This is a genomic window from Streptomyces sp. JH14, from assembly GCF_029428675.1.
GTDB lineage: Bacteria > Actinomycetota > Actinomycetes > Streptomycetales > Streptomycetaceae > Streptomyces.
The window spans coordinates 5,993,602-6,013,010 of sequence record NZ_JAJNEL010000001.1 but is presented as its reverse complement, the minus strand read 5'-3'; the positions used below and the strand labels follow the sequence as shown (position 1 = coordinate 6,013,010).

15 protein-coding genes are annotated in these 19,409 nt (G+C 71.1%); 5 read left to right on the top strand and 10 right to left on the bottom strand.

The features are described from left to right. Positions 1-69 precede the first annotated feature (69 nt). The 6 genes from LRD69_RS27040 to LRD69_RS27015 all read right to left on the bottom strand — a co-directional run bounded on the left by LRD69_RS27040 (position 70) and on the right by LRD69_RS27015 (position 10,951). Complete coding sequence (locus LRD69_RS27040) at positions 70-3,831, bottom strand: S8 family serine peptidase (RefSeq protein ID WP_277329144.1); 3,762 nt, start codon at positions 3,829-3,831, stop codon at positions 70-72. Between the two features lie 303 nt (positions 3,832-4,134). Further along, positions 4,135-5,286 (bottom strand): XdhC/CoxI family protein, encoded by a 1,152-nt coding sequence (locus LRD69_RS27035; RefSeq protein WP_277329143.1) that lies wholly within the window; start codon positions 5,284-5,286, stop codon positions 4,135-4,137. 37 nt (positions 5,287-5,323) lie between these two features. After that, a complete protein-coding gene (locus LRD69_RS27030; RefSeq protein WP_277329142.1) occupies positions 5,324-6,787 on the bottom strand; it encodes an NCS2 family permease in 1,464 nt (487 codons plus the stop codon). Between the two features lie 290 nt (positions 6,788-7,077). Beyond that, positions 7,078-9,462 (bottom strand): molybdopterin cofactor-binding domain-containing protein, encoded by a 2,385-nt coding sequence (locus LRD69_RS27025; RefSeq protein WP_277329141.1) that lies wholly within the window; start codon positions 9,460-9,462, stop codon positions 7,078-7,080. 2 nt (positions 9,463-9,464) lie between these two features. Then, positions 9,465-10,058 (bottom strand): (2Fe-2S)-binding protein, encoded by a 594-nt coding sequence (locus LRD69_RS27020; protein ID WP_277329140.1) that lies wholly within the window; start codon positions 10,056-10,058, stop codon positions 9,465-9,467. A gap of 2 nt (positions 10,059-10,060) precedes the next feature. After that, positions 10,061-10,951, bottom strand: a complete 891-nt coding sequence (locus tag LRD69_RS27015) for a xanthine dehydrogenase family protein subunit M (RefSeq protein WP_277329139.1) — start codon at positions 10,949-10,951, stop codon at positions 10,061-10,063. Positions 10,952-11,208: 257 nt separating this feature from the next. Between LRD69_RS27015 and LRD69_RS27010 the strand changes: the two genes are divergently transcribed. Beyond that, positions 11,209-12,939: a PucR family transcriptional regulator gene (locus LRD69_RS27010; protein ID WP_277329138.1), complete on the top strand. Its 1,731-nt coding sequence runs from the start codon at positions 11,209-11,211 to the stop codon at positions 12,937-12,939. A gap of 187 nt (positions 12,940-13,126) precedes the next feature. Continuing rightward, complete coding sequence (locus tag LRD69_RS27005; protein WP_277329137.1) at positions 13,127-13,912, top strand: hypothetical protein; 786 nt, start codon at positions 13,127-13,129, stop codon at positions 13,910-13,912. Between the two features lie 58 nt (positions 13,913-13,970). On the opposite strand, the gene LRD69_RS27000 is transcribed toward LRD69_RS27005, so the two are convergent. Then, on the bottom strand, positions 13,971-14,756 hold the full coding sequence (locus LRD69_RS27000; protein WP_277329136.1) for a GntR family transcriptional regulator: 786 nt from the start codon (positions 14,754-14,756) through the stop codon (positions 13,971-13,973). A 146-nt stretch (positions 14,757-14,902) separates the two neighbouring features. Between LRD69_RS27000 and LRD69_RS26995 the strand changes: the two genes are divergently transcribed. Then, positions 14,903-15,751, top strand: a complete 849-nt coding sequence (locus LRD69_RS26995; protein ID WP_277329135.1) for a (2Fe-2S)-binding protein — start codon at positions 14,903-14,905, stop codon at positions 15,749-15,751. Positions 15,752-15,765: 14 nt separating this feature from the next. On the opposite strand, the gene LRD69_RS26990 is transcribed toward LRD69_RS26995, so the two are convergent. Both LRD69_RS26990 and LRD69_RS26985 read right to left on the bottom strand, forming a co-directional pair. Continuing rightward, positions 15,766-15,963 (bottom strand): hypothetical protein, encoded by a 198-nt coding sequence (locus LRD69_RS26990; RefSeq protein WP_277329134.1) that lies wholly within the window; start codon positions 15,961-15,963, stop codon positions 15,766-15,768. Positions 15,964-16,210: 247 nt separating this feature from the next. Continuing rightward, positions 16,211-16,627: a hypothetical protein gene (locus LRD69_RS26985; RefSeq protein WP_277329133.1), complete on the bottom strand. Its 417-nt coding sequence runs from the start codon at positions 16,625-16,627 to the stop codon at positions 16,211-16,213. Between the two features lie 477 nt (positions 16,628-17,104). On the opposite strand from LRD69_RS26985, the gene LRD69_RS26980 reads away from it, so the two are divergent. Beyond that, positions 17,105-18,184 carry a DUF2637 domain-containing protein gene (locus LRD69_RS26980; RefSeq protein ID WP_277329132.1) on the top strand — a complete coding sequence of 360 codons (1,080 nt, stop codon included), beginning with the start codon at positions 17,105-17,107 and terminating at the stop codon, positions 18,182-18,184. Positions 18,185-18,328: 144 nt separating this feature from the next. Here LRD69_RS26980 and LRD69_RS26975 read toward each other — a convergent pair whose 3' ends face one another. Next, positions 18,329-18,691 carry an ATP-binding protein gene (locus LRD69_RS26975; RefSeq protein ID WP_277329887.1) on the bottom strand — a complete coding sequence of 121 codons (363 nt, stop codon included), beginning with the start codon at positions 18,689-18,691 and terminating at the stop codon, positions 18,329-18,331. Positions 18,692-18,962: 271 nt separating this feature from the next. Here LRD69_RS26975 and LRD69_RS26970 point away from each other — a divergent pair, with 271 nt between their 5' ends. Next, positions 18,963-19,355: a ribonuclease domain-containing protein gene (locus LRD69_RS26970; RefSeq protein WP_277329131.1), complete on the top strand. Its 393-nt coding sequence runs from the start codon at positions 18,963-18,965 to the stop codon at positions 19,353-19,355. The last annotated feature ends 54 nt before the right edge of the window (positions 19,356-19,409 follow it).

Sequence of the window (19,409 nt, the reverse complement as noted above, 5' to 3'; positions counted from 1 at the left end):
GCTGCGCATCCCGGTCCGGGGTGCGCAGCCGCCTCGATCGGGCCGCTCAGCAGATCGCTGCGGGGAAGGTCACTTCAGACCGAACGCGCGGATGATCTCCTGGTCGACGCCGAGCCCCTTCCCGTCCTCGGCGTGCGCCTTGAGCGAGACGAAGCCGCCGGCCTTCCCGGGCGTCTGGAACCGGGCGGTCCAGTGACCGTCGGAGGTCCTGTGCACCTCCGCGCCGACCCAGGTCCTGCCGTCGTCGTAACTCACCGACAGCGAGGCCTTCTTCGCCTTCACCGAGCCCTCCAGCCACTCCTGCGTACCGGAGGCGAGACCGATCTCGGTCCACCGGCCGGCCTCGACGTCACCGGCGAGGTCGGTGTCGACCTTGTAGTCGAGCTGGAGCAACGGCAGGTCGGCCTGCCAGGGACCGTTCTGGTCCATCTGGCCCGAGACGAAGCTCCACTCGGTGTGCGTGCGGGTGGAGGTCTTCCACACGTCGCCGTCGCGGGTGGAGTCGAGGACGAAGCGGTACGGCAGCTTCTCCGCAGAGAGGCCCCCGATGTACCCGGCCCGGCCCGCAACGCTCTGGACCAGTGTGTCGCCCTGGTAGAAAGCGGTCGTGGTGGTGTCGTACTCGTCCTCCGGCATGGAGCCCGAGTGGCCCGCGCCCGAGTCCGTCCACGGGGTGAAGTTGAACTGCATGTCGTTGCTGACGGACCGGAACGGACCCCAGTAGCCGGTACCCAGACGCGGGCGGCTGATCGGCGCGAACCAGTCGGTGTCGTAGGTGCGGCCGGCTGTGTAGTCGTCGTTGCCACCGCGCATCTCGTGCGCGAAGCCGGTCTCCGTGGCGTTGAAGACCGAATGCTCCTCGTACCAGAAGGAGGCGCCGGGAAGCGGGGTGACCCACTCGTCACGGGTTCCGGGGAACTTCTCGTACTCGGCGAAGCCGATGCCGGGCCCGTAGTCCGGGATGTCGTAGCGGTAGCCACCGCCGAGGGTGGCCTTGTGCCCGTAGAAGGTGTTCTCCACCTTCGCCAGCTCGCGGGCCGACGGGGCGAACGCCAGCGAGCGGTCCGGGACGGTGCCGTTGTGGCGGTCGACCAGGTCGTACACGTACCCGGCGAACCTGCGCTGGGTCATGGTCAGCTTCTCGCCCCGCGTGACCTCCTTGATCAGGGTCTCGCCGGCCAGCTGTTGCACCGAGGCGACCGGAATGGTGGTCGTGGTGCCCCACTCGGTGTACTGCTCCATCGCCACACCGCGGCCGTCGTTGACGACGAAGAGCGCCTCGGCGCCCGCGGCAAGCGCGTTGGTCAGCCGGTCGGCCGCGGCGACCGCGTCGCTGCGGCGGACCACGACGGCTTTGCCCTTGACGTCCAGCCCCTGGTAGTCGGCCGCGGCGCCGTTGCGCGCGAAGACACCGGTCAGCTTCTGACTGCCGTTCTCGGCGACGGGCGAACCGCCCTGCACGGCCACCGGCACGTCACGGCCGTCGACCGACAGGTCGATCTGCTTCTCGCCCTGGCGCCAGCGGGTCAGGAAGCTGAAGCTGCCCTGGGTGACCTTCTTCGTCGGGCTTGCCCACAGCTGGTCGTACGTCATCGGGATCTGGTACGCGTCGCGGAAGACCATGCCGTTCGGTGAGGTGCGCGCCATGTCGTAGCGCAGCTGCCGCGTCTCGGTCTCCTTCGGCGTCCGCACACTGATCTTGTGGGCCTTGGACGCGTCCAGGGTGACGGTGGTCGGCTTGTCGAGGACCGTCTCCGGCTCTGCGAGGAAGGCGACGGCCTTCGAGTCCGGGCGGTCACCGTCGACGTCGACGGAGGCCCAGGAGGTGTAGGTGCCCGGGGGCAGCCGCAGCGTGGTGTCGCCGGAGACCGGGACGACGTTGAGGCTGCCGAACGGGTCGTTCAGATCGCCGACGACGACATAGCCGTCCATCGGCTGGCCCGCGCGGTCGCGGAGCTTGTACGTGAGGTCGTAGAGCTCCCGCTCCTTGCTCAGTGCGAAGCCCGTGTGCGCGACGGTCGCGCCGGACGCGCCCTTCGCGACGACCTGGCCGGAGAACGTGGTGCCCGGCTCGACCTTCGACGGGTCCAGCGACAGCACGGCGTCGGCGGTGGATCCGGCGGGGACGGTGAGCTTCGGCGTCGAGAGCGTGTACGCGGCCGAGTCCGTGTCGGTGGCCAGGTCCAGGGTGACGTCCTGCGTACCGGTGTTGCGGTACGTGATCGTGCGCTGGGCGACCGGGTCGGAGGCGCTGTGCGGCCAGTCGTACGTGGCGACCGCGACGGAGCCGGTGGCCTCGATCCTCGTGTCCACCGCCGCCTTCACATCGACGCGGCCGGTGCCCTGCTGGTACGGCGTGTAGTCGGGCAGCTGCTTCGACGAGGACATCAGCGCGTCCTTGATGCGCTCACCGGACCAGTCGGGGTGACGCTGCTTCAGAATCGCCGCGGCGCCCGCTACGTGCGGGGTCGCCATCGACGTTCCGGACATCTGCTGGTACATGCCGCTGATGCCGGGGATCGCCTGCGAGGCGGCGGCGTTGATGTCGACGCCGGGGGCGGACAGGTCGGGCTTCAGCCCGTTCGACCGGGTGAGCGGGCCCATGGAGGAGAAGTCCGCGCGCGCGTCCTGCTTGTCGACGGCGGCGACGGTCAGCGCCTTGTCGGCCGAACCGGGCGAACCGATGGTGCCCTCGCCGTACGCGTTGCCCGCGGCGATCACGAACAGCGGGCCGCCGTCCGCCGAGAGAGCGTCGACCGCCTGCGACATCGGGTCGGTGCCGTCGTCCGGGATGTCGGAGCCGAGGCTCATGGATACGACGTCGGCGCCTTCGGCCTTCGCCCACTCCATCGCGGCGATGATGCCGGAGTCCGCGCCGGAGCCCTCGTTGCTGAGGACCTTTCCGATGATCAGGTCCGCGCCGGGGGCGACCCCCTTGTTGACGCCGTCCGAAGCGGCGCCGGAGCCCGCGATGGTGGAGGCGACGTGGGTGCCGTGGCCGTGCTTGTCGAGGACGTCCTGGTCGGGCACGAAGCTCTTCGACTCGAGGATGCGGTCCTTGACGTCCGGGTGGGTCGGGTCGATGCCGGTGTCGAGGACGGCGACCTTGGTGCCCTTGCCGTCGTACCCCTCGGCCCACGCCTGCGGGGCGCCGATCTGCGGCACGGAGTCCTTCAGCGCCGCCTCGACGCGGCCGTCGAGCCACAGCTTGGCGATGCCGTCGTCGAGCGACCGGGCGTTGGACGGACGCGCGATGTCGTTCCAGAAGGTACGGGCGGTGTCCTTGTCGGCCTTCAGCGCGGCACCGTGGATGCTGTCGAGCTGACGGACCGTCTTGGCCCCGCGGGGCACGGCGGGCAGCGAACGCGCCCGGCCCGCCGGGTAGGTGGCGATGAGCGGGATGCCACCGGTCTTCTTGTCGTCGTAGCCCATCTTGGCGAGGCCCGAGACATTGAACAGCCGGCGGTCCAGCTTCCCGGACGCGATGAGCGCGGTCGCCTCGTCGGGCAGGACGTAGACGTCGTCGCCGACCTGCTGGACATGCACACCGCCGACCGCACCGTCGGGACGGTCCACGGTCACGGTGTCCTGCTTGCCGGCACCGTCCTCGTAGTGGACGACGTCGCCGGTGAGCAGGGTGATGTCGTACTGGTGGACCGAGGTCCGGGACTGCCCGGTGGCGCCGGGGGCGGCCTGCGCCGCCGAAGCGGCACCTGCTGCGGGCAGCAGGGCACCACTCACAAGAGCGACCGAGGTCGCTATGAGCAGGGCCCTGCGTCCCGCGCGCACAGGTCTCGCCCGGCCGGAAGCGGAGGAGGGTGTGAATGTCATGGGGTTGATGTACCGGCAAATTCACACCCACGTCTGCGCCTTCCGCTGGCGGGATACCGCCGTGGCGGCATCCCGCCCTTCGGGGAGTTCCGGCGAACTCCGCCGACTCCACCTCTTTTCCGCTGCTTTCACCCACGGGCCCCGGTCCCCGGAGTCCCTGAGGCGAGGCTCGATCGCCATACGCGTCATCACGGTCCCGCTCCCCGGGAACGGACGCGCGACATGGCGGAACCCGTCGACGACGAGCAGCAGATGCACGCCTCCTTTGACGGAGCCGGCGCCGGAAACGTTCGGCCGTGCGGGTCAGGCCACCCAGGAGATGTGTCCGGCAGGCGGTTGGCCGCCCTCGTGGTGGATCGGGGTGTGTGCCCCGGTGAGCGAAACCCCGCTGCCGCCGCGCCGGTCGGCGACGATCTCGGCGGCGATCGACAGCGCGGTCTCCTCGGGGGTGCGGGCGCCGAGGTCGAGGCCGATCGGCGAGTGCAGCCGGGCCAGTTCGAGCTCGGTGACGCCGGCGTCGAGGAGCCGTTCGTTGCGCTCCAGATGGGTGCGGCGCGATCCCATCGCCCCGACGTACGACACCGGCAGCTTCAGCGCCGTCTCCAGCAGCGGGATGTCGAACTTCACGTCGTGGGTCAGTACGCACAGGGCCGTGCGCGCGTCCACGGCGGTCGACGCCAGATAGCGGTGCGGCCAGTCGACGACCACCTCGTCGGCGTCGGGGAATCGGGCCTTCGTCGCGAAGACGGGCCGGGCGTCGCAGACGGTGACGTGGTAGCCGAGGAACTTGCCGGCCCGGACCAGGGCGGCGGCGAAGTCGATGGCCCCGAAGACGATCATCCGGGGCGGCGGGACGCTCGACTCGACGAGCAGTTGGAGCGGCCGGCCGCAGCGCGATCCCTCGGCACCGATCGTGACCGGGCCGGTCCGGCCCGCGTCCAGCATCGCCCGGGCCTCGGCCGCCGCGGTGCGGTCCAGCTCCGGATGTCCGCCGAGCCCGCCCTCGTACGAACCACCGGGGCGGACGAGGAGCGGGCGGCCGAGGAGTTCGGCCGGCCCGTCGGTGACCCGTACGACCGCCGCCGCCTCCCCCCGCACGGCGGCGGCGAGACCGGCGGCGAACACCGGGCGTGCGGGGTCGTCCGCACGGACCGGTGTCACCAGGATGTCGATGATGCCGCCGCAGGTCAGCCCGACCGCGAAGGCGTCGTCGTCGCTGTAGCCGAACCGCTCCCGTACGGTGGTCCCGTCGTCGAGGGCCTGTCGGCACAGCTCGTACACGGCCCCCTCCACACACCCGCCGGAGACCGAACCGATCACCGTCCCGTCGCGGTCGACGGCGAGAGCGGCTCCCGGCGGCCGGGGCGCGCTCCCGCCGACCGCCACGACGGTCGCGACGGCGAATTCGCGTCCTTGCCCGACCCACCGGTGCAGCTCTTCGGCGATGTCCAGCATGACGTGGCTCCTTCGGCGTGGTGTTCAGGGACGGGGGTCAGTTGACTCCCAGCCAGCTCTCGATCGGATGCAGTGCGAAGTAGATGACGAAGATGAAGGTAAGGCCCCACATGAAGCCACCGATCTCCCGGCCCCTGCCCTGAGCAGCCTTGATGGCCACATAGGAGAGGACGCCGGCGGCGACTCCCGGGGTGATGCTGTAGGTGAACGGCATCAGCACGACGGTGAGAAAGACGGGGACGGCGATCGCCCGGTCGCTCCAGTCGACGTGCCTGGCGTTCTGCATCATCATCGCTCCGATGACGACCAGGGCCGCGGAGGCGACCTGCGGCGGCACGATCGCCGTGAGCGGGGTGAAGAAGAGGCAGGCCGCGAAGAACAGGCCGGTGACCACGGAGGCGAGACCGGTGCGTGCGCCTTCACCGACGCCGGTCGCCGACTCGACGAACACGGTCTGGCCGGAGCCGCCCGCGACACCGCCGATCGCACCGCCGGCGCCGTCGATGAACAGCGCCTTGGACAGGCCCGGCATCCGGCCCCTGCCGTCGGCGAGCCCGGCCTCCGTACCGACACCGATGATGGTGGCCATGGCGTCGAAGAAGCCGGCCAGCACCAGGGTGAAGACGATGAAGCCGACGGTCATCGCGCCGACGTCGCCCCAGCCGCCGAACTCGACCTTCCCGAAGAGGGAGAAGTCCGGGGCGGAGACCGCACCGCCGGTCAGCTCCGGCGGCGACATGTTCCACGCCTTGGCGTCGAGCCCGGCCACCTTGTGGACGACGACCGCGATCACGGTACCGGCGACGATGCCGATGAGGATCGCCCCGGGGACGGCGCGGGCCTGCAGCATGAAGATCAGCACAAGGGTGACGCAGAAGACCAGGACGGGCCAGCCGGCGAGCTCGCCGTCGACGCCCAGCGTGACGGGCGGTCCCGTCGGCGATCCCCTGCCGACGAAACCGGCCTTGTAGAGGCCGATCAGGGCGATGAAGAGCCCGATGCCGATGGTGATGCCGTGCTTCAGCGGGAGCGGGATCGCGTTCATGATCAGCTCACGCAGGCCGGTGACCACCAGGAGGCAGATCACCACGCCGTACATCACGCACATGCCCATGGCCTGCGGCCAGGTCATGGCGGGCGCGACCTGCGACGACAGGACGCCGGAGACACTGAGGCCGGCGGCGAGGGCCAGCGGCACCTTGCCGACGAGACCCATCAGCAGGGTGGTCGCGGCCGCCGCGAGTGCGGTGGCGGTGATCAGCCCCGGCCGGCTGAGCAGATGTCCTTCGACGTCCTGGCCGCCGAGGATGAGCGGGTTGAGCAGCAGGATGTACGCCATGGCCATGAAGGTCGTGACGCCGCCGCGCACTTCTCGCGCGACGGTGGATCCACGCTCGGATATGTGGAAGTACCGGTCGAGCCACGATCTGCCGGCGGGGATGCGCGAGCCGCGGCCCGCTTCCTCCGCGGTTGTCCTGGGCTCCGCTGACTGCTGGGTCATGATGCCTGACTCCCAAGGTTCACAGGGGCACCCGCGATGGAGACTCTGGATGCGGGATTTGGGATGACTGCTTGGCTGCACGACCCGGGGGACGGCCCGGGACGAACGGTTCCTGCAGCGTGCGTGTGCGGGTACTGCGCTTTTTCGCACACAGCGGTGCTGCGGGTGCTGCTCGGATTTCGGAAGACCGCGAGCGGTGCGGTGCTTCGGATCTCCGGGCGGTGCGCGCGGCGGAAGTGTGACGTTCCCGGCGGGCGCGCCCCGCCCGGAGAGTTCGGCGGGAGCCGCTCTCAGGTGCCGGTGAGGTGTTCGGGGCGCACCGGCGTCCTGTTCAGCTCCAGTCCCGTCGCGTTCCGGATCGCCGCGAGGACGGCCGGGGTGGACGACAGGGTCGGGGCCTCGCCGATGCCACGGAGCCCGTACGGGGCGTGGTCGTCGGCGAGTTCGAGCACATCGACCGGGATGGTCGGCGTGTCGAGGATGGTGGGGATCAGATAGTCCGTGAAGGACGGGTTGCGCACCTTCGCGGTCTTCGGGTCGACGATGATCTCCTCCATGACGGCGACACCCAGCCCCTGGGTGGTGCCGCCCTGGATCTGGCCGACGACGGACAGCGGGTTGAGCGCCTTGCCGACGTCCTGGGCACAGGCCAGTTCGATGACCTTGACCAGACCGAGCTCGGTGTCGACCTCGACGACGGCGCGGTGCGCGGCGAAGGAGTACTGGACGTGGCCGTTGCCCTGTCCGGTGCGCAGGTCGAACGCCTCGGTGGGCCGGTGGCGCCACTCCAGCTCGATGTCGACCGCCTCGTCCTCCAGTACGTCCACCAGATCGGCCAGCACCTCGCCGCCGTCGGTGACGACCTTGCCGTCCTCGAGGAGCAGCTCGGCGGTGGCCCAGGCCGGATGGTACGTACCGAACTTGCGGCGGCCGATCTCCAGGACCTTCTCGCGGACGGCCTCGCAGGAGTGCTTCACCGCGCCGCCGGTGACGTACGTCTGCCGGGAGGCGGAGGTGGATCCGGCCGAGCCGACCCGGGTGTCGGCCGGGTGGATGGTGACCTGGGCGACGCCGAGCTCGGTGCGGGCGATCTGGGCGTGGACGGTGACGCCGCCCTGCCCGACCTCCGCCATCGCGGTGTGCACGGTGGCGACCGGTTCGCCGGCGATGACCTCCATGCGGACCCGGGCGGTGGAGTAGTCGTCGAAGCCCTCGGAGAAGCCGACGTTCTTGAGGCCGACCGCGTAGCCGATGCCGCGTACGACGCCTTCGCCGTGGGTGGTGTTGGACAGGCCGCCGGGCAGGGCCCGTACGTCGGCCGCCTCGCCGGCGACCTCCCACTGGCGCTCGGGCGGCAGCGGCCGGGCCTTGACCCGGCGCAGCAGCTCGGCGACCGGGGCGGGCGAGTCGACGACCTGCCCGGTCGGCAGGAGGCTGCCCTGCTCCATGGCGTTGAGCTGCCGGAACTCGACGGGATCCATGCCCAGTTCGGCGGCGAGCTTGTCCATCTGCGCCTCGTAGGCGAAGCACGCCTGGACCGCGCCGAAGCCGCGCATGGCGCCGCACGGCGGGTTGTTGGTGTAGAGCGCGATCGCTTCGATGTCGACGTCGTCGACGACGTACGGGCCGACACCCAGCGAGGAGGCGTTGCCGACGACGGCCGGTGACGCCGAGGCGTAGGCGCCGCCGTCCAGCACGATGCGGCACTTCATGTGGGTGAGCTTGCCATCGCGGGTGGCGCCGTGCTCGTACCAGAGCTTCGCGGGGTGGCGGTGGACATGTCCGAAGAAGGACTCGAACCGGTTGTAGACCATCTTGACCGGTTTGTTCGTGCGAAGCGCCAGCAGGCAGGCGTGGATCTGCATCGACAGGTCCTCGCGGCCGCCGAAGGCGCCGCCTACGCCGGAGAGCGTCATCCGGACCTTGTCCTCGGGCAGGCCGAGGACGGGGGCGATCTGGCGCAGGTCGGAGTGGAGCCACTGGGTGGCGACGTACAGGTCGACGCCGCCGTCCTCGGCGGGGACCGCCAGGCCGGACTCGGGGCCGAGGAAGGCCTGGTCCTGCATGCCGAAGACGTACTCGCCCCTGACGATCACATCGGCGCGGGCCGCCGCCGCGTCCGCGTCGCCGCGGACGATGGGCTGGCGGTGGACGATGTTCGGGTGCGGGACGTGGCCGGCGTGGTGGTCGCGCCGGCCCTCGTGGACGAGGGGCGCGTCGGGTGCGGTGGCGGAGGCCTCGTCGGTCACGACGGGCAGCTCCCGGTAGTCGATCCTGATCTTCGCGGCGGCGCGGCGGGCGGTCTCCGGGTGGTCGGCCGCGACGAGCGCCACCGGCTCGCCGTGGTGACGGACCTTGCCGTGGGCGAGGACGGGGGTGTCCTGGATCTCCAGTCCGTAGTTCTTCACCGAGGTCGGCAGGTCGTCGTAGGTGAGTACGGCGTGGACGCCGGGGGTGGCGAGCGCCTCGGAGATGTCGATGGAGACGATCTCGGCGTGCGCGACCGTGGAGCGCAGGGTGTGACCCCAGAGCATGTCCTCGTGCCACATGTCCGAGGAGTACGCGAACTCGCCGGTGACCTTCAGGATGCCGTCGGGGCGGAGCGTGGACTCGCCGATGCCGCCCTTGGTGCGGGTGCCCTGGTTGATGTTCGTGGGGGAGCCGGTAACGCCCATCGTCAGACCGTTTCTTCCGCGCGGGCGGCCGCGAGGCGGACCGCGTCGAGGATCGTCTCGTAACCGGTGCAGCGGCACAGGTTGCCGGAGAGCGCTTCGCGGATGTCCGCGTCGGACGGTTCCGGGTTGCGCTCCAGCAGTTCGTCGGCGGCGACCAGCAGGCCGGGGGTGCAGAAGCCGCACTGGACGGCTCCGGCATCGATGAACGCCTGCTGGATCGGGGAGAGTTCACCGGTGTCGCGGGCCTGCTCGCCGGTCGGTTTCGCCTCCCAGCGGCGGGCCCGGTCGAGCTCGGTCCCGCAGGCGCCGGAGGCGCAGCCCCTGCCGGGGTGTGCCTCGGAGCGGTGGGCCGCGAAGTCGGCGAGACCTTCCACGGTGACGACCTCGCGGCCCTCGACCTGGCCTGCGGCGACCAGGCAGGAACAGACCGGGACGCCGTCCAGGCGGACGGTGCAGGAGCCGCATTCGCCCTGCTCGCAGGCGTTCTTGGAGCCGGGCAGGCCCAGCCGCTCGCGTAGCACGTAGAGGAGGGACTCGCCCTCCCAGACGTCGTCGGCCTCGTGCTTGCGGCCGTTGACCGTGAAATTGACGCGCATGATCAGGCGGCTCCTTCGGTGCTGCGGCCGGTGCCGCGGTACGACTCCCAGGTCCAGCCGAGGGTCCGGCGGGCCATGATCCCCACTGCGTGCCTGCGGTAGCTCGCGGTGCCGCGCACATCGTCGATCGGGTTGCAGGCGCCCGCGGCGAGCGTGGCGAACTGCGCCGCGACGGACGGCGTGATGATCGTGCGGCTGTCCCAGAACCCGCCCTCCTCGAGCGCGGCGTTCAGGAATTCCTCGGCCTCCTTCGCCCGGACGGGTGTCGGTGCGGCGGATCCGATGCCGGTACGGACCGTGCGGGTCTCGGGGTGCAGAGCCAGGCCGAAGGCGCAGACGGCGATGACCATGGCATTGCGGGTGCCGACCTTGGAGTACTGCTGGGGTCCGTCGGCCTTCTTGATGTGCACGGCCCGGATCAGCTCGTCCGGTGCGAGGGCGTTGCGCTTGACGCCCGTGTAGAAGGCGTCGATCGGAATCATCCGGGTGCCGCGTACGGACACCGCCTCGACCTCGGCGCCCGCGGCGAGCAGCGCCGGGTGCGCGTCACCGGCGGGCGACGCGGTGCCCAGGTTGCCGCCGACGCCGCCGCGGTTGCGGATCTGCGGGGACGCCACGGTGTGCGAGGCGAGCGCGAGGCCGGGCAGCTCGGCCCGTAGGTGCTCCATGATGTGGCTGTACGGCACGGAGGCGCCGAGCCGCACGTTCTCCTGGCCCACCTCCCACTCGGACAGCTCACCGATGCGGTTCAGGTCCAGGAGGTACTCGGGCCGCCGGTGGTCGAAGTTGATCTCGACCATCACATCGGTACCGCCCGCGATGGGCACAGCCGTCGGGTGCTCGGCCTTGGCGGCGAGCGCCTCCTCCCAGCTGGCGGGGCGAAGGAAGTCCATGAGTGGCTCTCTTCTTCTCAATCGGTCGTTCGCTGGGGCTGGGGACGGCCGGCCTCGGTGGAATGTTCATGTGCTGTTGACGCGGTGTGTGGCCCAGTACACAACCGCGACTCGGCCCGGTGCAGTCACCGAAACCATGAAGGAGTTGGCTGGTCGCCTTCCGCGTCTTGTAGATTCGAACGAATGGCGGGGATCACTGACCTCACCGCAATACCCAGTTTTCACCTGCACCAACGAAAGAGATCGGCGGCGACGACATGCGGCTGCGCGCACTGCTGGAGACCAATGCGCTGGGCCTGCGGCTGCTCGGCGGCGAGGACGAGCTCGACCGGTCCGTCCGCGGTGTCATGACCACCGACCTGCGGGACCCGAGCCGCTATCTGACCGGCGGCGAGCTGGTCCTGACCGGCCTGGCGTGGCGGCGCGACGCGGCGGACTCGGAGCCGTTCGTGCGGATCCTCACGGCCGCCGGGGTCGCCGGGCTGGCGGCGGGCGAGGCGGAGCTCGGTGACATCCCGGGTGATCTGATCGAGGCGTGCGAGCGCCACCGGCTGCCGCTCTTCGCCGTCCATGAGACCGTCGCGTTCGCAACGATCACCGAGCATGTGGTGCGCCAGGTCTCGGGTGAGCGGGCCGGTGACCTGGCGGCGGTCGTCGACCGGCACCGCAGGCTGATGACCTCGGGTCCGGCCGGCGGCGGCCCCGAAGTGGTCCTCGATCTGCTCGGATCCGACCTGGACCTGCATGCCTGGGTGCTCTCTCCCACCGGGCGGCAGATCGCGGGCGCCGGTGCGCCGCTGCCCGGGCCGGTCGGCGCGGCACTCGCGGGCCACCATCTGGCGGCGACGCGCACCGACCGCCGGGCTCCGCACCGGACCACGGTCGACGGCGTGACGTATTCGCTGTTCCCGATCCGCAACACCGGGCGGGGCGCCGCCCCGGCCTCCCGCGATGCGCGCGAGTCGGTGCTCTCCGACTGGCTGCTCGCCGTGGAGGCCGACGCGAGCGACTGGCCGGCCGCCCGGCTGGATCTGCTCCAGGGCGTCACCCAGCTGATCGCGGTCGAGCGCGACCGGCGCGACGCGGCCCGTACGGTACGCCGCCGGCTTGCCCAGGAGATCCTGGAACTGGTCCAGGCGGGCGCCGCGCCCGCCGAGATCGCGGCCAGGCTGCGGGTCGCCGCGCCGGTCCTGCTGCCCGGACTGGGCACCGCCCCGCACTGGCAGGTCGTGGTGGCCCGGGTCCAGTGGAGCGCCGAGGGCTCCCCGGGCGTCGCGGGCGGCCCGGTCGCCCAGGCGCTGCTGGAGGAGATCCTGGTCGACCCGGCGGTCACCGGACCCGACTCCGCCGACCGGATCGCGGTCGCGCACGCGGGCGACGAGGCCATCGCCCTCGTACCGCTTCCTGCCGTCGCCGTGCCGCCCGCGGACGGCACGGACGCGGCGGGCACCGACGCCGACGGCGGTGCGGCGGCAGCGGGCAAGGACGACGCGGCACTGCACGCCGACGCGCTCCTCGCCACCGTCCGCGAGCCGCTCTCGGCGGGCCTCGCCGACGACGGCCGCCTGACACTGGGTGTCAGCGCCGCCGTGCACTCCGCCGAGGGGCTCCGCGGCGCCCTGGAGGAGGCGCGGCACGCCCGCCGGGTGGCGGCCGCCCGGCCGGGCCGGGTCTGCGCGGCCGGCCACCACGAGCTGGCCTCGCACGTCCTGCTGCTGCCGTTCGTCCCCGACGATGTGCGCCGTGCGTTCACCGCACGGCTGCTCGACCCGCTGCGCGACTACGACCGGCGCCACCGCGCCGAGCTGATCCCGACGCTGGAAGCGTTCCTGGACTGCGACGGTTCGTGGACCCGCTGCGCGGCCCGGCTGCATCTGCACGTCAACACGCTGCGCTACCGGGTCGGGCGAATCGAGCAGTTGACGGGGCGTGACCTTTCGCGCCTGGAGGACAAGCTCGATTTCTTCCTGGCCCTGCGGATGAGCTGACCTCCCGGGCCACTCCCCGATGCGGCCAGAGCCGGCGGAAGTCGCTGCCACGGCCCACCCCCACGAGCGGAAGATTGTGAATTCATTCACCTGACCTCTTGGCCCGGCGTGCCATTCCGTGCTGAGATGCGCCCAGACTCAACAGCTCAATGGCGCGCTCGGGGAGGGCAATGTGGCGTATACCGCCATGTCTGGTTCCGGAACGACCTCAGATGACGATCCGCCGCTCCAGACAGCGGTATGGCGGCTGCGGTCACGCGCCTGCTGGACGGACGCCGCTGCCCTGCTCGAACGCGACGCCGCCACCGATCCCGCCGCGGCGCTGCAGCGGACGGCGCTGCTGACCGAACGGTGCCTGTACACCGGTCAGGGCTGGACCGACGCCGAGGACGCCCTGCGCACCGCCGAGGCACTCGCGCACGACGACGCCGAGCGCGGGGCCGCGGCCTGCGAGCGCGGTCATCTGGCGTATGCGTCGACCCTGCTCGGGGTACGGGACCGGGCCGACGAGGCCCGCGCCGCGCTGGGCCGGTCCGCGGCCCTGCTCTCCCCCGCCGCCCCGGGCCGCCCGCTGCTCGACTTCCGCCGGGGCCTGATCGCCCAGAACATCGCCGACTCGCCGCAGGCCGCCCGGGCCGCGTACCGCAGGGCGCACGCCGGCGCGACCGCCCAGGGCGACGAGCTGCTGCTCTCCTCGACCTGGCGCCACCTCGCCCTGCTCTCGCTGCGCGAGGGCGAACTGGTCGAAGCCAGGCACGGGTTCGCCGAGTCGCTGCGGATACGGGAGGAGCTGGGCTTCCTGGTGGGTACGGCCCCGGCCCTCATCGCCCTCGCGGACACCGAGCCGGAACCGGACGCGGCATCGCGGCTGCGTGCCGAGGCGGGCCGCCTCTTCCGTCTTCTGGGGGGCGTACCGACGTGGCTGGCCCCGCACTTGAACCCGCCCGACCCGGAGACGGCCGGGGCCAACTGACCGCCGGACCCCCGCGGCCGGCCCACGGCCGACCGCGGGGGCGCGGACCCGCCACGCGTCAGCCGTCGGCGCCGGTGAAATGTTCCCGTACCAGTGACTGCACGACGGACAGGTCCTGGGCGATCAGCGCGTCGAGCAGCGCGGTGTGCTCCGCGGCGTCGGCGAGAAGCCCGGCCCGGTGGGCGACCCGGCTGTTGCCCTGGGGCCACTGGGAGCGGCGGTGCAGGTCGTCGGCGACCATCACCAGCTGCTGGTTGCCGGAGAGCGCGAGGACCGCCCGGTGGAAGGCCCGGTCGGACTCCGCGTAGCTCCCCCGGTCGCCCACCGCCGCGGCCGCGACCGTGGCCTCGGCCAGCGGCCGCAGGGCGGCCCACCGGGCCTGCTCCACCGTGCGGGCCAGCCGCAGCATGACGGGGACCTCGATCAGGGCCCGCACCTCGGCCAGCTCGGCCAGCTCGCGCGGGCCGTGCTCGGCGACCCGGAAGCCCCGGTTCGGTACGACCTCGACGGCCCCCTCGGCGGCCAGCTGCTGCATCGCCTCACGGACCGGGGTCGCCGAGACACCGAAGCGGGCGCCGAGCGCCGGGGCCGAGTAGACCTGCCCGGGCAGCAGCTCGCCGTCGACGAGGGCGGCGCGCAGGGCGTCCAGGATCTGGCCACGTACGGAGTGCCGCTGCACCACGACGCGGGGGGCGGGGGGTTCGCTGTGGGTGTGCTCGCCGCGGGCCGCGGGGCCGTGCGCCTGCCCGGGCACCCGGGAGGACGGTTCGGCCGGCCGGGTGAACGCGGACGGGGCCGACGGGTACGACGGTCGCACCTGCTCGCCCGCTCTCCCCTGCTCCACTCCGACCTCCTCGGCCTGCCGCGGGCCCGGCTCATCTGTGCCATGCCTCCTGTGCACGATAGGCCGAAGGGGCCGCAGTTCAAACATCGATCTCTTCGGGTAAGGTAAGGCTAACCTGCAAACGATCGCGATTCGGTGGTCCCTGCATGACCCTCCCTGCCCTGCTTCCCGGCACCACCGCGTCCGCCGTGACGGACGCGTACACACGCCTGGCCGAGGTCTTCCCCGGGCTGCGTGCCGAGGTGCTCGGGGACGGTGACCCGGCACCGTCCGGCGCCGGCTGGGTGGGGGCGGACGAGCTCGCGGCCGGCGGCCGCGCACTGGACACCTTCCTCGCCTGGGACAACGCGCAGGTGCTGCGGGACTACGGGCAGCAGGCCCGGCCCGATGTGGTCGCCAGCTTTGGACTGCACCGTTACGCCTGGCCGGCGTGTCTGCTGGTGACGGTGCCGTGGTTCCTGCACCGGCGGGTGCCGCAAATCCCCGTCGAGGACGTGGCGTTCCAGCGCACCCTGGGCCATCTGGCCGTGCGCGTAAGGGGGTTCGCCTGCCTGCCGGACGATCCGGCGGCCGCGCTGCCGGGGGCCAGGGTGGTGGCCGACGAGGCCGCGCTGCGGGCCGAGGTGCTGGCGGCGGTGGCCGAACACATCGGCCCGGTGCTCGATGGCTTCGGCCCCCGGATGCGCCGCGGCAAGCGGGCGCTGTGGGGCATGGCGACGGACGAGGTCGTCGAAGGCCTCTGGTACATCGCACATCTGCTCGGCGAGGAGCAGCGGGCGATGACCGAACTGGAGGCGCTGCTGCCGGGCACCACGAAGCCGTATGTCGGCACGGCGGGCTTCCGCGAGCTGACCGGGCCGAACGGCGAGTCACTGCCCACCCGCGACCGGGCGAGCTGCTGCCTCTTCTACACGGTGCGGCCCGAGGACACCTGCGTCACCTGCCCGCGCACCTGCGACACCGAGCGGGTGCGGAAGCTGACGCCCACCGTCTGATCCGCGCCGCCGGCTCAGTCCGGGATTGCGGTTCCGGTGCCGAGCATCCGCCGGCCTTTTCGTACACGCACCAACTGCTCGCCGCCACGAGCCTCCAGGAGTGCGCCGAGGTCGATCCGTTCGGCCGCCGGCAGTCGCGGCTGCTCCTCCCTGGCCAGGGACGGTGACGGGATGGCCGTACCGGCGCCAAGACGGCGGCGCATCGCGCTCATGATCGCGACGGTACGTGTCCCGAACCGACCGTGCCGCCGCTGAACTCCGCCTCGATGAACTCGATGAAGTCGACCGTGCCGCCGCTGAACCTCGCGCCGTCAAAGGCCCCTGTGCCTCGAAAATGACTGTCCGAGAAACTGACGCGTCCGTCGCCCCGCCCGGCGGCCCCGTGCCGAAGGCGACCGGCCGGGAGACACCCGGAGGGGCCGGAAGGCCGGTAGCGGGGCGCACGCCCCGGTTCGCTGATCAGGACTCGTCCTCGGCGAGGAAGTGGTCGGCGACGGGGGTGCCGGCGAACTTCTCGTGCATCAGGCGGGAGAAGAGCAGCATCGCGTTGCGCGGCCGGTGCAGTACCGCGAGGTCCTGGGCCTGCCCGGCGGCGTTGCGGGTGACCGTGACGACGACCTTCAGGGGCTCGCCCTGAATCGAGGAGTCGTAGATCTCGAGGAACCCGTCGTCGCCGAAGTCGCCGGCGTAGCTGAAGTCCTGGTGGTCGTACAGCTCGCGGGCCTTGACCACGATGGAGCGGACCGTCTCGGCGCCGCGAGCAGTGCCGTTCATCGCCGCGCCTTCCAGGGTGGCGTCGTCGGCCAGGTTGTCCAGCCACCACGGGTAGTAGCTGAGGCCCTGACGGTCGACATCCCCGTTGCCTGCGTTCTGCATGTCATGTCTCCTTCGAAGCTCCCGGCCAAAGGCCGGATGGTGGGGGGTGGGCCGCCGGGGCGGGGCAGCCCCGGGCCGACACATAAGAGCATATCCTCGTATTTTGTGCACAGGCAAGCGGGACACCCGGTCGCAGGTCCGCCGGGTCCCACCACCAGCACTGATCAGGGGCAGTACCGTCACGGTTGCCTTGAGGAGGTCATTGATGTCAACCGGCTCGGGCGGCTTCCGGTCGGCGGCCACCTGCGCGAAGTGGTCGTAGGTGTAGTGGGAGATACCCCAGCCGACCCACACCCCCACAGGGGTGGCGCGGATCGAACTCAACTCGGGCGCCACGTAAGGGCATTCGAGGAGATCGCGACCTTACGTACACGCGGCCACCCCGATGGCGTTCTCTTGCCCCGAAACCGCCTGGGCTCGATGGGATTTCCGCCACTATGGCGCCCGAAACCCCTAACGCGATGCAAGGGACCGCGCATGAGACTGACCGACATATCGCTGAACTGGCTCCTTCCGAGCGTCGTACTGCTCGTGGGGGTCATGGCGGCGGTGGCGATGGTCGCGCGCGGCAAGCGCGCCGCTGATCCGTCCGCGGCCGACGACACCTGGGAACGCAGCGAGGAGCGGCGCAGGCGCAAGGAAGCGCTCTACGCCACCGCCTCGTACGTGCTGCTGTTCTGCTGCGCGGCGGTCGCCGCCGCGCTCTCCTTCCACGGACTGGTCGGCTTCGGCCGGCAGAATCTCAGCCTCTCCGGAGGATGGGAGTACCTCGTCCCGTTCGGCCTGGACGGGGCGGCGATGTTCTGCTCCGTGCTGGCCGTGCGCGAGGCCAGCCACGGTGACGCCGCGCTCGGCTCACGACTGCTGGTGTGGACGTTCGCCGGTGCGGCCGCCTGGTTCAACTGGGTGCACGCTCCGCGCGGCATGGACCACGCGGGCGCCCCGCACTTCTTCGCGGGGATGTCACTCTCGGCGGCGGTCCTCTTCGACCGGGCACTGAAGCAGACCCGCCGGGCCGCACTGCGCGAACAGGGCCTGGTGCCCCGCCCGTTGCCGCAGATCCGGATCGTGCGGTGGCTGCGCGCACCCCGGGAGACCTTCGGCGCCTGGTCGTTGATGCTGCTGGAAGGCGTGCGCACGCTGGACGAGGCGGTCGACGAGGTACGCGAGGACCGGCGGGAGAAGGAGCAGAACCGTCTCCGCAGGAAGGACCAGGAGAAGCTGGACAGGGCCCACATCAAGGCACTGAACCGGCAGAACCGGGCCTGGGGCCGGGTCGGCCGGGGCGGCGCCCAGGTCGACGCACCGGCCATCGCCCCGGCGACGGGCTCCGCGCAGTCCGTCGTGGAGCCCGTCATAGCGGAGCCGGGACAGCTGCCGCTGCGCCCCCGGCCCTCCCTGCAAGCCGTGAACGGCACGAGCGCGAAGGGCTCCCCGGACCGCAGCACCCATGATCCGAGGACCGTCGATCTCACCGCCGAGGACGACACCCAGGCACTGCCCCGGCTCGACTCGCTGGAGCAGAAACTCAAGGACCTGGAGCAGCAGTTCGGCTGACCGAGGGCCCGGCCTGCGGGACGCCGCCCTGCGGAACCCCGTCCCCCGGGGCACCGTTCCGCAGGAACCCGCCGCTTCGCACCCGTACAGCACGAGACGGAAGGCTCTGTCCGGCTTCCGGAGTCCTTGGACTCCCCGATGACGTCAGGGCCTTCCGCCGTCCAGCTCGAACCAGACCACCTTGCCCAGTGCGTGGGACTTGACCCCCCACGCGTCCGCGAGGCTCTGCACCAGGACCAGCCCCCTGCCGTGTGTACCGTCGTCGGCGTTCGGTACATACACCATGGGCAGACCGGACACGAAGTCCCGCACCTCCACCCGCAGGGTCGTCGGCGCCACCGTCACCGTGACGACCGCGCCGTGCCGCGTGTGGACGAGCGCATTCGTCACCAGCTCGCTCAGCAGGAGCTCCGCCACTTCGGCCGACTCGTCCCGCCATCGGTATCGCAGGAATTCCCGCAGCGCGCAGCGCACTTCGGAAATGTCCGCCAGATCGGTGTGAGCCAGTCTGCGGTGCATTCGAGTCAGCTGTCGACGCTCCATCGTTTCCCCCGCGTACACAGTGAATCACCCCTTTCTCGTCGAACACCCTCCCGGGATGCATGCCCCGCACGCGGGCCGTCACGCGTGTCGACTCATCAATATGCCCATACGGGGACGAGTACGCCCTCCCCCTCGGAAACGCGGCGGAAACATTCCGTCCACCCGGTTAACTTCCAAAAAATTCACCCGAGTTGGCGTTGACGAGCTCATGTCTACGCGCGTCATCATGGTGGGCATGCGAATCCCCCCACGGATCACCACCCTCGGCGGCGTCGCCGCCTTCCTGTCCGTCCTCCTCGCCGGCGGAGCGATCGCGACGTCCGCCACCGCGGCCACCCCGTCGGTCGGCAGCATCTGCTACTCCGACCTGCCGCCCCAGGCGTACGACACGCTCGATCTCATCGAGGCGGGCGGCCCCTTCCCCTACTCACAGGACGGCGCCGTCTTCCAGAACCGTGAAGGCGTGCTGCCCGGCCAAAGCACCGGCTACTACCACGAGTACACGGTCATCACCCCGGGCTCGCCGACCCGCGGTGCGCGGCGGATCGTCACGGGTGAAGAGGTCCAGGAGGACTACTACACCGCCGACCACTACGTGACGTTCGACCTCATCGACCACGGCTGCTGAGTCCGGCCCTCCACCACCCCCGATCCGATCCGCGCCGTAGCCCCCCACCTGCGG

What these genes read in the sequence shown, in the direction of transcription:
- LRD69_RS27020 (WP_277329140.1), bottom strand. Translation starts at nt 10,058, where the DNA reads ATGCGCGTCAATTTCACGGTCAACGGCCGCAAGCACGAGGCCGACGAC.
- LRD69_RS27005 (WP_277329137.1), top strand. Translation starts at nt 13,127, where the DNA reads ATGTCTGGTTCCGGAACGACCTCAGATGACGATCCGCCGCTCCAGACA.
- LRD69_RS27025 (WP_277329141.1), bottom strand. Translation starts at nt 9,462, where the DNA reads ATGGGCGTTACCGGCTCCCCCACGAACATCAACCAGGGCACCCGCACC.
- LRD69_RS27010 (WP_277329138.1), top strand. Translation starts at nt 11,209, where the DNA reads ATGCGGCTGCGCGCACTGCTGGAGACCAATGCGCTGGGCCTGCGGCTG.
- LRD69_RS26970 (WP_277329131.1), top strand. Translation starts at nt 18,963, where the DNA reads ATGCGAATCCCCCCACGGATCACCACCCTCGGCGGCGTCGCCGCCTTC.
- LRD69_RS27030 (WP_277329142.1), bottom strand. Translation starts at nt 6,787, where the DNA reads ATGACCCAGCAGTCAGCGGAGCCCAGGACAACCGCGGAGGAAGCGGGC.
- LRD69_RS27040 (WP_277329144.1), bottom strand. Translation starts at nt 3,831, where the DNA reads ATGACATTCACACCCTCCTCCGCTTCCGGCCGGGCGAGACCTGTGCGC.
- LRD69_RS26990 (WP_277329134.1), bottom strand. Translation starts at nt 15,963, where the DNA reads ATGAGCGCGATGCGCCGCCGTCTTGGCGCCGGTACGGCCATCCCGTCA.
- LRD69_RS27035 (WP_277329143.1), bottom strand. Translation starts at nt 5,286, where the DNA reads ATGCTGGACATCGCCGAAGAGCTGCACCGGTGGGTCGGGCAAGGACGC.
- LRD69_RS26995 (WP_277329135.1), top strand. Translation starts at nt 14,903, where the DNA reads ATGACCCTCCCTGCCCTGCTTCCCGGCACCACCGCGTCCGCCGTGACG.
- LRD69_RS26980 (WP_277329132.1), top strand. Translation starts at nt 17,105, where the DNA reads ATGAGACTGACCGACATATCGCTGAACTGGCTCCTTCCGAGCGTCGTA.
- LRD69_RS26985 (WP_277329133.1), bottom strand. Translation starts at nt 16,627, where the DNA reads ATGCAGAACGCAGGCAACGGGGATGTCGACCGTCAGGGCCTCAGCTAC.
- LRD69_RS27015 (WP_277329139.1), bottom strand. Translation starts at nt 10,951, where the DNA reads ATGGACTTCCTTCGCCCCGCCAGCTGGGAGGAGGCGCTCGCCGCCAAG.